Origin of the sequence: Gluconobacter wancherniae NBRC 103581, assembly GCF_007988885.1 — a bacterium.
Taxonomy (GTDB): Bacteria; Pseudomonadota; Alphaproteobacteria; order Acetobacterales; family Acetobacteraceae; genus Gluconobacter; species Gluconobacter wancherniae.
Map to the genome: position 1 here is coordinate 1,242,088 of NZ_BJUZ01000001.1, position 15,180 is coordinate 1,257,267.

10 protein-coding genes are annotated in these 15,180 nt (G+C 54.7%); 9 read left to right on the top strand and 1 reads right to left on the bottom strand.

The features are described from left to right. Window positions 1-52 precede the first annotated feature (52 nt). The 8 genes from glmU (at window position 53) to GWA01_RS05850 (ending at window position 11,596) form a co-directional block, all read left to right on the top strand. Complete coding sequence (glmU, locus tag GWA01_RS05815) at window positions 53-1,387, top strand: bifunctional UDP-N-acetylglucosamine diphosphorylase/glucosamine-1-phosphate N-acetyltransferase GlmU (RefSeq protein ID WP_146794872.1); 1,335 nt, start codon at window positions 53-55, stop codon at window positions 1,385-1,387. Beyond that, window positions 1,387-3,213, top strand: coding sequence for a glutamine--fructose-6-phosphate transaminase (isomerizing) (gene glmS / locus GWA01_RS05820; protein ID WP_146794874.1), 1,827 nt, complete (start codon window positions 1,387-1,389; stop codon window positions 3,211-3,213). Before glmU ends, glmS begins: the two co-directional genes overlap by 1 nt. An 83-nt stretch (window positions 3,214-3,296) precedes the next feature. Next, window positions 3,297-6,257 carry an FAD-binding and (Fe-S)-binding domain-containing protein gene (locus GWA01_RS05825; RefSeq protein WP_146794876.1) on the top strand — a complete coding sequence of 987 codons (2,961 nt, stop codon included), beginning with the start codon at window positions 3,297-3,299 and terminating at the stop codon, window positions 6,255-6,257. A gap of 56 nt (window positions 6,258-6,313) precedes the next feature. Beyond that, complete coding sequence (gene thiO / locus GWA01_RS05830; protein WP_146794878.1) at window positions 6,314-7,285, top strand: glycine oxidase ThiO; 972 nt, start codon at window positions 6,314-6,316, stop codon at window positions 7,283-7,285. 46 nt (window positions 7,286-7,331) lie between these two features. Beyond that, a complete protein-coding gene (thiS, locus tag GWA01_RS05835) occupies window positions 7,332-7,529 on the top strand; it encodes a sulfur carrier protein ThiS (RefSeq protein ID WP_146794880.1) in 198 nt (65 codons plus the stop codon). A 3-nt stretch (window positions 7,530-7,532) separates the two neighbouring features. Continuing rightward, on the top strand, window positions 7,533-8,318 hold the full coding sequence (locus GWA01_RS05840; RefSeq protein ID WP_146794883.1) for a thiazole synthase: 786 nt from the start codon (window positions 7,533-7,535) through the stop codon (window positions 8,316-8,318). Beyond that, complete coding sequence (locus GWA01_RS05845) at window positions 8,318-8,923, top strand: thiamine phosphate synthase (RefSeq protein WP_146794885.1); 606 nt, start codon at window positions 8,318-8,320, stop codon at window positions 8,921-8,923. The genes GWA01_RS05840 and GWA01_RS05845 overlap by 1 nt, the downstream gene beginning before the upstream one ends. Window positions 8,924-9,016: 93 nt before the next feature. Further along, window positions 9,017-11,596 (top strand): cation:proton antiporter, encoded by a 2,580-nt coding sequence (locus tag GWA01_RS05850; protein ID WP_146794887.1) that lies wholly within the window; start codon window positions 9,017-9,019, stop codon window positions 11,594-11,596. Here the strand turns inward: GWA01_RS05850 and GWA01_RS05855 are convergent. Next, window positions 11,584-12,981, bottom strand: a complete 1,398-nt coding sequence (locus tag GWA01_RS05855; protein WP_228118378.1) for a peptide MFS transporter — start codon at window positions 12,979-12,981, stop codon at window positions 11,584-11,586. The two genes, GWA01_RS05850 and GWA01_RS05855, sit on opposite strands and share 13 nt — an antisense overlap. Window positions 12,982-13,518: 537 nt before the next feature. Here GWA01_RS05855 and GWA01_RS05860 point away from each other — a divergent pair. Further along, on the top strand, window positions 13,519-15,144 hold the full coding sequence (locus GWA01_RS05860) for a porin family protein (protein WP_146794890.1): 1,626 nt from the start codon (window positions 13,519-13,521) through the stop codon (window positions 15,142-15,144). Window positions 15,145-15,180 lie beyond the last annotated feature (36 nt).

Here is a 15,180-nt window from a genome sequence, read left to right on the forward strand (position 1 = left end):
ACTCAGCACATCATTTGACGTGCCCGTGCGCTTTGGATACCTCGGACTTACCATGACTAAAGCAAAACTTCATACGACTGCTGTTATCCTTGCTGCGGGCCTCGGCACGCGCATGAAATCAAGTCTTCCAAAAGCGATGCATCGTCTGGGCAATCGCCCGATGATTACCCACCTCATCGAGACTGCAAAGCAGATTTTTGATGACGTCGTGGTGGTTGTGGGGCCAGATATGCCCGAACTCGAAAGAGCAACACAGCCGTACCGCACGGTTGTTCAGTCTGAGCGTCTGGGGACGGGGCATGCGGCAAAGATGGCTGAATCCCTATTCGGGGATGGGGACGTCGCCATTCTTTATGCCGACAACCCCCTCATTACCGCTCAGACCATGCACAGATTGCTGGACGCTCGCAGATCAGGTGCGTCGCTCTCGTTGCTCGGCATGCGCCCTAGCGATCCCGGAAAATACGGTCGTCTTATCGAAGAAAACGGCCATGTGCTGCGGATTGTAGAATATAAGGATGCTACAGAAGCTGAGCGTAAGATCGGCCTTTGCAACGCAGGCGTCATGTGTGCGGATGCAAATGATTTCCGTCGCTGGCTGAGCGAACTCGGAAACAACAACGCCCAGGGCGAATACTACCTTACGGATGTCGTCGAAATGGCAGCACGCTCCGGGCAGGTGTTATGCGTTGAAGCACCAGAGGAAGAACTCGCAGGCGTCAATTCTCGTGCAGAACTTGCCCGCGCCGAGGCTACCTTGCAGCAACGGATGCGGCAGGCTGCGATGGATGGAGGTGTTACTCTCGTTGCACCAGAGACCGTCTTCTTCAGCGCTGATACACAAATTTCGCAAGATGTCGTTATAGAACCAAACGTCTTTTTTGGACCGGGCGTGAAGATTGCATCCGGAAGCGTAATCCGAGCCTTTTCGCATCTAGAAGGTTGCACCGTAGGTGAGGGCGCAATGATCGGCCCTTACGCTCGCCTCCGCCCCGGTACCCACTGCGCTACAAATTCCCATGTCGGCAATTTTGTAGAACTCAAGAACGTGGAACTGGGAACGGGCGCAAAGGCCAACCATCTTACGTATCTCGGAGATGCATCAATCGGCGCGGGTACCAATGTTGGCGCAGGTACGATCACCTGCAATTACGACGGCGTGTTCAAGCATCGCACCGTCATTGGAGAACGAACTTTCATTGGCTCCAACTCTATTCTCGTTGCGCCAGTGGAAATCGGTGACGATGCTTTGGTCGCAGCCGGAAGTGTCATCACAGAAAACGTCTCGGCGACAGCACTCGCTCTCGGACGCGCCCGCCAGTGCGAAAAGCCCGGTAGAGGGCTCGCCATCAAACATGCGCTTAAAGCAAAGAAGGAACAGGGCTGATGTGTGGAATTTGTGGTGTCGTTGGACACCGTCCTGCCACGCCAATCATTTTTGAAGCCCTACGTCGCCTCGAATATCGTGGCTATGATTCAGCAGGCATTGCGACCCTCTCCGAGAATGGCGTCATTGATCGCCGTCGTGCGGCGGGTAAGCTAGACAATCTTGAGACCGTCCTGAAGCAGTCTCCGCTCAGCGGCTCAACCGGCATCGGACATACCCGTTGGGCCACACACGGCGCACCAACTGAAACCAATGCCCACCCACATGCGGCAGGCCAGGTTGCGATCGTCCATAACGGCATTATCGAAAACTTTGCTGCGCTCAAGGCCGAGCTGGAGGCGAAGGGACGTCGCTTTGTCACGGAAACGGATTCCGAGACCGTCGCCCATCTGCTCGATAATTATATCGAGCAGGGCATGGCTCCCCGCGAGGCTGCTTTCGCGACCATAGGCCGCCTTGAAGGTGCTTATGCCATTGCCATGATTTTCCAGAACCATGATGGCCTGCTGATCGGTGCACGTCATGGCGCACCGCTAGCCGTGGGATATGGCGAAGGGGAAATGTTCCTCGGATCCGATAGCCTCGCGCTGGCGCCATTGGCCAATCGTATTTCCTACTTGGAAGATGGAGACTGGTGCGAGCTGACCCGTGAGGGTGCAACAATCTTCAACGCAAAAGGCGATACCGTTCAGCGCCAGATCCAGACCATTGCATTTATGGCCGGGCAGGTCGGCAAAGACGGTTACCGGCATTACATGGAAAAGGAACTGCACGAACATCCTGTCGCCATCGGACAGACTCTGCAGCGTATCACCGACCCTGCGTCCAAGCGCATTGCGTTGCCGGACATGCCCTTTGATATCGCAAAAGTACCGCGGATCACCATTACTGCCTGCGGATCGGCATTTTATGCAGGCATGGTTGGCAGATACTGGCTTGAATCGCTGGCCCGTATCCCTGTCGAAATTGATGTTGCTTCCGAGCTTCGTTACCGCGACCCACCGCAACCGGATCGCGGTGTAGCCCTCCTGATTTCGCAATCAGGCGAAACAGCCGACACTCTGGGCGTCCTACGTAGCCTCAAAAAAGCAGGTCAGAGCATTGTGTCTGTGCTGAATGTTGAGCACTCCACAATGGGCCGCGAAAGTGATCTCGTGCTGGGCATGGTTGCGGGACCAGAAATTTCTGTCGCATCCACGAAAGCTTTCACCGCTCAACTCTCTGTTCTTGCAGCATTTTCCATCGATTTCGCTCGCGCACGAGGCAAGATCGATCAGGCGAAAGAAGAAGCGCTAACATCCAGCCTGCTCGATCTACCCTCCAGAGCCGCAGAAGTTTTCGCATGCACTCCTGCAATTCAGGCCATGGCAGCCGTGGTCGCAGAGGCACGAGATGTTCTGTATCTGGGGCGCGGAATTTGTACGCCAATTGCTTATGAAGGCGCTCTAAAATTAAAAGAAATCAGCTACATACACGCAGAAGCTTACGCTGCGGGTGAACTGAAGCACGGGCCAATCAGCCTTATCGACAGAACAGTGCCCGTTGTTGCCATCGTGCCGTCCAACATCCTGTTTGAGAAGACGCTTTCCAATCTTCAGGAGGCAAAAGCTCGTGGTGGGCGGGTCCTTGCATTCACAGATGCTGCTGGTGCCGAGCGCCTGAAGGGCGTGGCTGAGCATGTGGTCGTTCTGCCGGATGTTGATGCTTTCGTTGTACCAATCCTTTACGCCATCCCTGTGCAGATGCTTGCTTATGAAGTGGCTCTTTTAAAGGGCACGGATGTGGATCAGCCACGCAATCTCGCCAAATCTGTAACGGTTGAATGAGGTCACTCATTCAACCGCCACTTTGATCTGGCTGATCATTTCGCTAAAGATACGGCGGATAAATTCAGGCGGGGTATGAACTCATGGGCGGCGATATCATCATGGATCGGCACAATGACTTTTCCGAGTTAACGCCGAACCCGATGGATATCAGTGCCCGGGAAATTTTCCTCCAGCGTTTGAGGGATGACGGTTTTGAAGGAGACATCGAGGCGGAACTTTCTTCCCGCCTCGTTTTTTCAACCGATAACAGCATCTATCAGCGCGTTCCACTTGCTGTCATTTTCCCACGCACCACTCTCGATCTCAATCGTGCAGTTCGAGCCGCAGCCAATGGCAGACTGACGCTGGCAGTACGTGGAGGCGGTACCGGAACAAACGGACAGTCCCTTACGCCTGGAATTGTCGTGGACGTTTCGCGACATATGGATCGCATCCTGCATTTTGATGCACAATCCCAGAATGTTACCGTCGAGCCCGGCGTTATCCTGGCGCGTCTGAATGCTTTTCTTCGGCCCCATGGCCTCTTTTTTCCACCTACAGTCTCTACCGCTACCCGCGCTACAATTGGCGGAATGATCGCGACGGATGCGTCCGGGAAAGGCTCACGCATCTACGGGAAGACGTCAGATTATATTGAACAGTTGGACGTCGTACTCTCGGACGGCTCGGATCTGACAGTCAGGAAACTGACAGCAACTGAACTTGAAGCCCAGATGGCGAAAGATGACCTGGGCGGCGCCGTATACCGGGAGGTTCACCGCGCAGTCACGGAATATGCAGATGAAATAACGCGCGTTTTCCCACAAATGAACCGGGGCCTGACGGGCTACAATCTTCAGAATGTTCATTCCGAAGATGGCAGCTTCGACATGACACGCCTTCTTGCGGGTTCTGAAGGCACACTGGCACTGACGGGAAAAATCGTATTACGCCTTAAAAAGATTCCTCAACACAGGCGCCTGTTGGTTGCTCGTTATGCAAGCTTTGATGGTGCATTGCGCGATGTACAGGAGTTGTTGTCAGCACAACCGTCAGCTGTCGAAGTGCTTGATGACAGGGTTCTCGCGGTTGCAAAGCAGGACGTAACCTGGACGGCGCTTGAAAGAGTCCTTGGGAGTGGCTCGAATTTTCCAGTCCTGGGGCTAAGCTTTGTAGAGTTTGTGGGAGATGACCTGGATACCCTTCACGAACACATATCTTCTGCCAGCGAAATTCTCGATCAATCTTCAAATCATCTTATTGATTATAAAGCAATTTTAGATGATGAAATAATTTCCCAACTATGGACTCTCAGAGAAAAATCCGTTGGCCTCCTAGGACGCCCGCAAGGCAATAAGCAGGGCGTCGCTTTTGTAGAAGATACTGCCGTACCGCCTGAGAGCCTGCCAGAATACGTACAGGAATTTCGCGATATCCTCGACGGACATGGCCTCACATACGGCATGTTTGGCCACGCGGATGTTGGCTGCCTTCATGTCCGCCCGTTTCTGGATATGCTGCAAAGTGAGGATCAGAGCCTCATCCGCGCGATCTCCGATGCTGTAGCTCAATTGACCAAAAGGCATGGGGGCCTCCTGTGGGGCGAACATGGTCGGGGGTTTAGAGGAGAATTTTCCCCCCTGTTTTTTGGTGAAAAGCTCTTCCTTGAACTTTGCAAAATCAAAGAAGCATTTGATCCTAAAGATATTTTCAATCGCGGAAAGCTCGCCCCCGTAGGCAAGTACGCTGTGGACAGGATCGACACGGTGCCATTCAAAGGCATTTATGATGCCCAGATCGCGGCGCCCCTTCGCGAAGAATATGCCCTGTCTGTCACCTGTAATGGCAATGGCGCATGCTTTAATCGTGAACCCGAGATGGCCATGTGCCCGTCTTATAAGGCCACCAAAGACAGGCGTCAGTCTCCTAAAGGGCGTGCAACGCTGATCAGAAGCTGGCTCCGCCTGCGCTCGCTTCCACAAGAGAATACAGAACGCCAGAACCTCCCGCAGTTAAGCTACGAACTGAAGGACGCGCTCGATAGCTGTCTCTCGTGCAAGGCCTGTGCGACCCAATGCCCGATCAAGGTCGATATCCCCTCAATGCGCTCAAGATTTCTGAGCGAATATTTTGAGGAGCAAAAACGGCCGCTCAGAGATTACCTTGTCTTTTGGCTGGAACCTCTTCTTGCAGCGGGCCGTGCAGTCCCGGCCATTTCCAACCTGCTGATGCATAATCCACTATCGCGATACCTCTTGAGTTCTATCGGGCTCGTAGATCTCCCAACGTTTATTCCTGCAGCACTTTCTTCACGTCAAAAACTAACCCGCCGCTGGCTGACATCGCGCCATGAAAAAAAAATCGTTCTGCTTCAGGACAGCTTCACGGGCAGCTTTGATGGAGCCCTTATAATTCGCACACATGCTCTCCTGTCAGGGCTTGGTTATGACGTCCGCGTCACGCCAGCATGGAGCAATGGCAAAGCAAGATATGTGTTAGGATTCTACAATGGCTTTGCGAAGGCAGGGCGCCATATTTTGCGCAAGGTCCGTGCCATTGAGCGGCACAACATCCCAGTTATAGCGCTGGACGCCGCAACTGGCCTCATGTTTGAGCAGGAATATTGCGAACTTGGACAAAGGAAGCCTCCAGCCGTGTGGGCACTGGAACGCTTTCTGCGCTCCGAAATCGAAAATGGGCATATAGCGCCACGGAGTGTTGCGACGGGAGGGGACGCAGCCACGATCCTTTCACATTGCACCGAGCAGGCAGTAAGACCCGAGAGCGCTGGCGACTGGGCCTTCATCCTGAAGAGTTTCGGCCTGAATGTTTCAGCAGGCAAGGCTGGATGCTGTGGCATGGCTGGCATGTTTGGACATCAACGCGAGCAGGCAGACCTTTCAAAGCAAATTTTCCACCAGAACTGGGCGGAAAAGGCCGAGAAACCCATCCTCGCAACCGGTTTTTCATGCCGATGCCAGACAGAGCGCATGGCAGGATATCGTCCCTCTCACCCTGTCGAAATCCTTGCACAAGCTATTGATCGTCCTGCGCGGGCCTGACCACAGCTTCACAATATGATACAGAGCGGGCCTCACTGAGAGAGGGAGGCCCCTCAATGACCGGACCCAGAATACTTGTCCGCGGCGCTGGCGTCGCAGGCATGACAAGTGCTGTCACGCTTGCTGAAAATGGAGCAGCCGTAACAGTTCAGGACACAGGCGGCAGGATTGGTTCTGGTGCTTCCTGGTTTGCAGGCGGGATGCTTGCTCCATGGTGTGAGGCAGAGTCTGCTCCTGACGAAGTGACGCAGGATAGTCTGACGTCTCTACGATGGTGGAAGTCGCATGTTTCAGATGTGATCGAGGCTGGTAGCCTGGTTGTGGCCCCTGCACGAGACACACCCGAGCTGGCAAGGTTCGGGCGGCGTACAAGCCATTTTGAAACTCTGAACGCTCACCAGATTACATCTCTGGAACCGGATCTTGAAGGTCGCTTTGAAAAAGCATTGTTCTTCGCCGAAGAAGGGCACGTTGATCCGCGCAAGGCGCTCCTTGCTCTCGAACGCCGCCTGAAAAACCTTGCCGGTGAAACAGTCTTTTCCGGCGCTCCTCTCAACGCAGAGGATTTTGACTGGGTTGTTGATTGCACCGGAATCGCTGCCCGAGAACAGCTTGCTGATCTGCGCGGTATGCGTGGTGAAATGCTACTTCTGCGCTGCTCGGACGTAAAACTTCACAGACCGGTTCGCATGCTGCACCCACGCATCCCGGTTTATATTGTGCCTCGTACGGACAATGTGTTCATGGTGGGGGCGACCATGGTTGAAAGCGATGATACTCGCGCCATCACGGTACGCGCCACAATGGAGCTTCTGAATGCAGCCTACACGCTGCATCCAGCTTTCGCAGAAGCAGAAATTCTCGAAGCCAATGCAGGCCTCAGACCCGCATTTCCAGATAATATCCCGCGGGTTCATCAGGATGGAAAAACAATTTATCTCAACGGGATGTACCGCCACGGCTTTCTTCTGTCGCCCAAAAGGGCACAAGAAGTTGCCTCAATCATTTTTCCCGGGAATGAGATTTGAAACCCGGAGCGTTTGCACCCATTCTGTTTCCTGAGAGGGAGACCCCATGAATATCAACGTCAATGGTGAGCCGCACGAAGTCCGTGCCCAGACGCTCGCGGCTGTGCTGGAAGAGCTGGGTTATGGGGGCGCGCGCGTTGCGACCGCTCTGAATGGTAATTTTGTCCCAGCAGGCCTGCGCTCCAGCCAAAACCTTCGCGAAGGCGCCGAGCTGGAAATCCTCGCACCAATGCAGGGCGGCTGAAACATGCGTTTTTATGGTACCGAACTTTCGTCCCGCCTGATGCTGGGCACCGCGCAATATGACAGCCCAGCCATTCTCGCTGATGCAGTCAGGGCAGCCAATGCTGGCGTGGTCACGGTTTCGCTGCGCCGCGAAGCAGCGGGCGCGCAGGCCGGACAGGCCTTCTGGTCTCTAATCCGCGATCTGGGGGTTCCCGTACTGCCAAACACTGCGGGTTGTCATGGCGTGCGTGAAGCCGTCACAACGGCGCAGATGGCGCGGGAGGTATTCGGGACAGACTGGATCAAACTCGAAGTCATCGGGCAGGGAGACCTCCTCCAACCGGACGTGTTCGGACTTGTTGAAGCAACCCGCATCCTGACCGACGACGGATTCAAGGTCTTTCCCTATACGACCGAAGACCTCGTTGTTGCCGAACGCCTGCTGCGAGCGGGCGCTGAAGTGCTTATGCCCTGGGGGGCACCCATAGGCTCTGGCCGAGGCCTGAACAATATTTTCGGGCTGCGCGCATTAAGGGCACATTACCCCGATATTCCGATGGTCATAGACGCAGGAATAGGGCGGCCCTCCCATGCATCAGCAGCTTTCGAACTTGGTTTTGACGCCGTCCTCATCAACACAGCCGTAGCAAAAGCGGGCGATCCTGTGCTGATGGCAAAAGCATTCCGGCTTGCCTGTGAAGCCGGCCTGGCGGGCAGGGACGCCGACCCTATGGAAGAACGAGACATGGCTGTGCCCTCAACGCCTACACTGGGGCTGGCACGTGGCCTTGGTGGAGAAATGATCTGATGTCGCGCCTGCCTTCAAAAATCTATCCTGTCGTCGATCACCCACGCTGGGTCGAACGGCTGGGCGCGGCAGGTGCGCGCTTTATCCAGCTCCGTATCAAGGATCTTCCTGTAGAAGAACTGCGCGCACAAATCACAACCGCACAGGAACTCGCAGCACGCTTCAACGTATCACTGGTCCTGAACGATTACTGGGAACTTGCCGTCGAACTTGGTATCGAGTGGTTGCATCTGGGACAGGAAGATCTTGATACAGCAGATCTCGAACTGATCCGCAGCACAGGAATACGCCTGGGTGTCTCAACGCATTGCCACGAAGAACTCGATCGCGCCCTGCTCATAAAGCCCGATTATATTGCAATCGGCCCCATCTGGGAAACCAAACTCAAGAAGATGGCGTTTGGACCACAGGGCGTGGAACGGATTACCGAATGGCGTGAGCTGTGCGGAGACATCCCTGTCGTCGCAATTGGCGGCATCACACTCGAACGCCTGCCTTCGTGCCTGAAGGCAGGCGCAGACAGCGTCTCAGCTGTGGGGGATTTCATCCGGCATGACGACCCGGAGGGACAGGTACGCCGCTGGCTGGCCTGTGCTGAGACTTAAGTTATTGGGAAACAGGCTTTCGGTTAATACTCCCTAGCCGGAACGCCGCATCGACTCTAGGATACTTCCTGGACTGACAGGGTACGGAAAACGATGATGGTGACAGGGCTTGCAGCCGTTATTCTCGCGCTGGCGTTCCTGCTCACGCTCGTCAGCCTCATACAGCCACTCGCGAAACGCCTGGAAATTTCCGAGACGGTCCTGATTGCGATCGTTGGCATCGTTCTGGGTGGCGCAGCGTCTCTGATCGTGCGGTCTTCCGCCACAGATCTTCTAGATGGTGCGGCGGAAGCTCTCATCTATTTTCCGATTAACAGTGAAGGCTTCCTGTTAATCTTCCTGCCTATCCTGGTTTTTCAAGGCGCCATGGCGATCGACGTACGTCGTCTGGCTCACGAGACGGCCACCGTGCTGCTGCTCGCCGTCGTCGCCGTTGTGGTATCGACTGCAACCATCGGGCTGGCACTATATCCATTTGCGCAACAAAGCATGGTTGCGTGCCTTCTTCTTGGCTCCATTGTGGCCACGACTGATCCTTCCGCCGTGGCTGGAATCTTCCGCGAAATTGGCGCAGCTTCCCGACTGACGCGCCTTGTTGAAGGTGAGGCGCTACTTAACGACGCCGCTGCTATTGCGATCTTCTCCATCCTGCTCGCGGCTGTCACATCCCATCACCAGATCCATCTCGGTGATGCTGTCATCGACTTTGCGACCGCTTTCGGGGGCGCAATTGTGGTCGGTGTGGCTCTTGGACGCCTGACTTTGCTCATGATTGCAGGACTAGGCGGAGCGCCTGCTGCCGAAATGAGCCTGACCCTCGCACTGCCCTATGCGGTCTACATTCTGTGCGATGAAATGCTGGGCTTCTCAGGCGTTGTTGCGACAGCGGCTGCGGGTCTGACAGTTTCTGCTTACGGACCGTCCACTTTCCGGCCCCAGGTCTGGCGCTCAGTCAATGAAATGTGGGAACAGCTTGTTTTCTGGGCTGGTTCGCTCGTGTTTATCCTCGCAGCCATGCTCGTGCCAAGGCTGCTGATCGGAATGACACGCTGGGACTGCGTCCTGATCCTGATTGCTACAGCCGCCGGACTTATCGCTCGCGGGGCAGTGGTGTTCGGGTTGTTGCCAATTCTGGCGTTCACGAAGCTTTCGCCACCTGTACCGAACCCTTTCAAGGCGACCATGGTCTGGGGTGGACTGCGCGGCGCCATCACGCTGGCGCTGGCTCTCGCCGTCACCGAAAACCAACGAGTGTCGAGCCCGGTTGCTCATTTTATCGGAATCATCGCGACAGGCTTCGTCCTGATTACCCTGCTCGTCAATGGCACGACATTACGGTCTTTGGTGCTATTCCTGAAGCTGGACCGCCTGTCCCCGATCGACGAAGCCATGCGCCATCAGGTTCTTGCCATTGGCCTGACGGAAGTGGCCGAGCGTACCCGTGAGCTTTCCAACGAACTGGGCTTTAGCGAACAGACCCGAGCAGGCGTGATCAATCGTCTCGAAAAGCGCGCAGAGAAGGAGAGGGAGGCTAATGATTTCGAGGCCGCCCTTGGTGACAGAAACCGCGTCACCATCGCCCTGATCACGATTGCCAACCAGGAACGCTCACTCCTGCTGGACCTGTTCCGCATTCAGGGTCTGTCGCGCCGCGTGATGGAAACACTCCTGCGGACAGCGGAAGCCATGGCAGACGGGGCCCGCCTTGAAGGGCGCTACGGTTACGTCCGTGCGCTCAAAAAGCGCCTCCAGCCGACATGGCGCTTTCGTATTGCGCAGGAATTGCACAGCCGCCTGCATATCGACGAGCCATTGATGTATTGCATGATGGAGCGCTTCGAGATGCTCATCATCGCGCATCTCGTTTCACTCTCGCTGATGCGCTTCGTCCGTCAACGGATGGAACCCACGTTAGGGCCTCGGATCACTGAAATCGTGTCTGAAGTGCTTGGCAGGCAGCGCAAGCTTCTGGACGATGCCCTTGAGACTTTGCGCCTGCATTATTCGGGTTATTCCGAGGCCCTCGAAAGCCGCATCCTGCGCCAGATCGCACTGCGACTTGAAGATGAGGAATACGATGCCCTGCAATCCGATAACCTGATTTCGGAAGAGCTTCATCGCGAGCTTCACCGTGATATCGAGCGCCATCGCGCAAGGCTGGACACTCCGCTGAGGTTCAACCTCAAAAGCGGCATAGAGCAGCGCCTGCGTGCTTTTCCTGCGTTCAATGGCGTTCCGGACAACGTTCTGCATGAACTGTCTCGCAAGGTATCCATGCATTTTGTATCTCCAGGGGAAGTCATTTTCCGGAGGGGCCGCAAAATTCGTACTGTTTACGCACAGGTGGCAGGTCTTGCAGAAATACACATGCCTGAACGCGACCTGCTTTTTGGTTCGGGAGATCTGATTGGCGCAGCGTCGGTCATTCGCAAGCAGAACACGTCCGGAACCGTCAGATCGCTTCAGTTCAGCCATATGCTGGCCATACCGCGCCCGGTTTTTGAGCGTCTGCTAAAGGATTATCCGATTGTGGAGCGTCGCATTATCGATCGCTCCCGCCAGCGGGAAGACGGTCTTCTGACAGCCGTTTCCGTTCGCGCCGACGATGGGTCAACGGTCTCTTCCGCTGCCCATGATGCGTCCAGCGTGCTTTCGTCTTCTCAGGCTTCCTGAGGCTGAGGGGCTTTTTCCGGGGCCAAAAGGTCCCGGAATTTCCAAGCAAAAATTCCCAGAACAATCGCGGCACAGCCTGCCACGACAGAATGCATCACCCAGAACGACACACTCGACATATGGGAAATCAGCGTCGCGAGTTTGCCAACCATAAGGTTGGATAAAAACAGGTGCAGCGAGAAACAAGCCACCATGATGGTGTTAAGGCTGACAGGGGCCGCCCGCGAAAACAGGGCCATTCCGATAGAGTAGCTCATCGCAAACCCGATATCGTTCACCGTGTGAAAGGCAACGCCCCATAGCAGACTTACCTGATGCGCGCCGGGGCTGATCCACGAACCTGCGGCAAGACAGAGTGGCGCGAATGCAGAGATTCCGATCCCGATCGCGACCTTTGTGATTTCGCTAAGGTCAGCTCTTTTCTTGGCATAAAACTGCCAGAACGTCAGCACTCCAATCGCTGTTACGGAACTGATCAGGCCATCGAACGATAAAAGATCGCCAACCGGGAAGGGATATCCGAACAGTGAAAGCCGATAATGCTGCTGTCCCCAGAGAAGATATCCGTCAAAAATTTCCTCGTTGGGCAAAGCACCAACTGCGAGAACAACAATCAGGCATAGAAGCAGTATTACAGCCTTGCGCTCGCGCGTGGTGAGGGGAAGGCGCTTTGAACGCTCGACACGTGGAGGCTCCTCCGGAAGAAGATGTCGCCCAGCCAGATAACACGCCAAACCGAGCGCCATTCCGATGCCGGCGGTTAGAAAACCCCAATGCCAGGCTATCTGCCCAAGGCTCGCACAGAGTGCTGGCGATACGATGACTGCAACCTGAACTCCAAGTGTGTAGAACTGATAGGCATCGGATCGTTTACGGTCGTTGAGCGCATAAAGCGCACCGACCTGCGCGCGAAGGCTGCCAGCACATCCGGTACCAAAAACGAGACACACAAAAGCCAGAACAAAGCTGCTTTCGAAAGCCATCATGACATGACCAGCCGTCATGAGAACGGCGCCCAGAAGGATGGTTCTCGTCCGGCCGAGCATTCTGTCTGCGATAAAACCACCAAGGAGAGGGGTGGCGTAGATCAAGGCCAGAAAGAGACCCATGATCGCGCCCGCCAGAGCAGGTATACCCACAGGCGAATAAAGCCATGCGATCGCGCTATGCAGCGTACCAAAGCCCCAGATGTTTTCGACATGCCCAGGCTGCAGCAGGCTGTCCTTCATGTAGAGGACCAGAAGAGACTGCATTCCATAAAGCGAAAATGCGACCCAGGCTTCTGTAAGCACGATAACCCAGAGCGCTTTTGGGTGTCCGAACATCTGAGATGAGGTCGGAAAATGACCATCACTCGGGGGGGCATTGGGAATAATTTCAGTCAAGGGACACTCTCTAACAGACCAGGCAGACTGCATATCAGCGCAAGAGGAGGAGAGTGGGCAAGAGCAAACAAAACCATGGCATAATGCCATTAAGCCACGAACATTTGGCATTTCGCCATTCCGTAATTGGAAATGGCATTTTGCCACAAATCAACAAGCTGTGGCGCAATGGCTTAATGCCATATTTTTGCTATTTTTGGAGCTGAAACAGTCTGAGATTCCCAATAGGTCCGCAAGATTCAGGCTACGTGATAATTTTTTTCAGCTCGATGCGCGCATGGTGAGCTAGGTCGGAATTTTTGGGAAAATGGCGCAAATCTGGGAATTGTCCGAAGTAGGAATAGCAACACATAAATGTCGTATAAGATATATTATGCCAACTAATATATGAAAATGTACCAGAATCTGACATTATCGTGATGACACAACCTTTTGTTGCGTAAGATTTCCGCTCTGCCGCTAAGGATGGACAAGTCTCAATTTCCGGTCGCCCAGTTGCTGTCGTGATCGGCTTTCCATACTGGAAACAGCTGTCGCATGTCTCTCAAGTTACGCCACCGGCTGGGTCTTTTAGGCAGCATTGTATGCCTTGGGACCGTCGGCGTGGCTCAATCGGCTCAGGCCGATGATTATACCGAGCTCCTTGATATCCTTCGCGCCAAAGGTAGCCTGACACGCGGTGAATATAACGGCCTGCTCGCCCATCACCTTCATCGCACGCACACAGCGCCTGATGTGCAGCAAAGTTCCTATCGGAAGTCTCCTTCAGGTCGCAGCCGTTCATCACGTAACGCAAACTATGGCGATAGTTCACTTGATGCCCCTGACGTCACGACCATCGCTGCGGCAAGCGCTGCCCGTCGTGCTGCCGCAGATGCCGAAGCCAGCGCCCGCTCCGCTCAGTCCACGCTCTTTCGTGCCCAGCATGACTACGATCCTGCGAGCATCGTACGCGTAAAACCCTATGTCGCGGGCAAAGGCGTCACTATTCAGGCGGGCCAGATTGACATCAATCTCTCCGGTTTCATCAACGGCTATTACACTTTTAACGGCGCAGGTGGTGGCTCCCCTGTCGCAGGCGGCGTGTCCACTGGCAGCACGGGGTTTGACTCTTCAGCAGTCCGCAACGGACTTCTGCCTGGCGGTCTCATTCTGAAACTCAACACGACGCAGGACGGCATCGACCTTGGTGCTGTCTTTGGCATGTATCCTGGCATCAACAATGCTGACGTCGGCACGTTCAACGCCAATTCTGGCGGCAGCCCTGTCGGACTTGGTACTGCTGGTCTCGATTTTCGTCAGGTTTACATGACTGCAGGAACGAAAGATCTCGGCACGATCAAGATCGGCCGCGATATCGCACTTTTTGCAGCGGACGCAATCCTGAACGACGCTACCTTGCTGAGCGTTGGCAGCACAGGCAGCAACGCCAACCCTGCCAATACATCACTCGGGCGCATTGGTGTTGGCTATGTCTATACCGACTGGCTACCACAAATCACATATATCTCGCCAAAATGGCATGGCCTACAGGGTTCTATCGGCGTGATGACGCCGCTGGACGAATTCAATTACGCTGGCGGCGGCCGATCTGCTGTTTCGAGCCAGCACAGCTCCCCCATGGTTCAAGGCAAAGTCACATATGATGCGACCATTGAGGGCTTCACGGCCAGATTTTGGAGCAGCTTTCTCATTCAGCACCAACAAAGCCTGACGAGCAACGCACTTTCAGACAACAGCAAACACTCTGCGATGGTTGAAGCTGGCGACGTCGGTATGAAGCTGACGAAAGGTCCGTTTGAGGGCGTTGCCTATTATTACTATGGCAGCGGCCTGGGTACCACGGGGCTGTTTTTCGATGGTGTAGCCACAAACGGCCGCAAGCGTAATTCTGAAGGTTATTACGTTCAAGGTGCCTATAAAATTTTGCCGCGCCTGAAGATTGTTGGCAGCTATGGTGTCAGCAACCTCTATTCCGCAGCGGGTGAAGTTTATGATCCACTGATGGTTCGTCGTAATGAATCAGAAGTCGGCGCATTATATTACAACCTAACCGACTGGATGACGATTGTTGGCGAATACGCCCACACAAAATCCGATTCTCATGGCCCGAACAAGGAAGACGACAGCACGATTTCCGCTGGCGCCATGATGACGTTCTGAATACACAAAAAAACCGGGTAGGTCCCCTGCCCGGTT

Excerpts from the sequence above, each read along its gene's own strand:
- thiO (WP_146794878.1), top strand. The coding sequence starts at position 6,314 with ATGACCGGACCCAGAATACTTGTCCGCGGCGCTGGCGTCGCAGGCATG.
- glmS (WP_146794874.1), top strand. The coding sequence starts at position 1,387 with ATGTGTGGAATTTGTGGTGTCGTTGGACACCGTCCTGCCACGCCAATC.
- GWA01_RS05845 (WP_146794885.1), top strand. The coding sequence starts at position 8,318 with ATGTCGCGCCTGCCTTCAAAAATCTATCCTGTCGTCGATCACCCACGC.
- thiS (WP_146794880.1), top strand. The coding sequence starts at position 7,332 with ATGAATATCAACGTCAATGGTGAGCCGCACGAAGTCCGTGCCCAGACG.
- GWA01_RS05860 (WP_146794890.1), top strand. The coding sequence starts at position 13,519 with ATGTCTCTCAAGTTACGCCACCGGCTGGGTCTTTTAGGCAGCATTGTA.
- GWA01_RS05840 (WP_146794883.1), top strand. The coding sequence starts at position 7,533 with ATGCGTTTTTATGGTACCGAACTTTCGTCCCGCCTGATGCTGGGCACC.
- GWA01_RS05825 (WP_146794876.1), top strand. The coding sequence starts at position 3,297 with ATGGGCGGCGATATCATCATGGATCGGCACAATGACTTTTCCGAGTTA.
- glmU (WP_146794872.1), top strand. The coding sequence starts at position 53 with ATGACTAAAGCAAAACTTCATACGACTGCTGTTATCCTTGCTGCGGGC.
- GWA01_RS05850 (WP_146794887.1), top strand. The coding sequence starts at position 9,017 with ATGATGGTGACAGGGCTTGCAGCCGTTATTCTCGCGCTGGCGTTCCTG.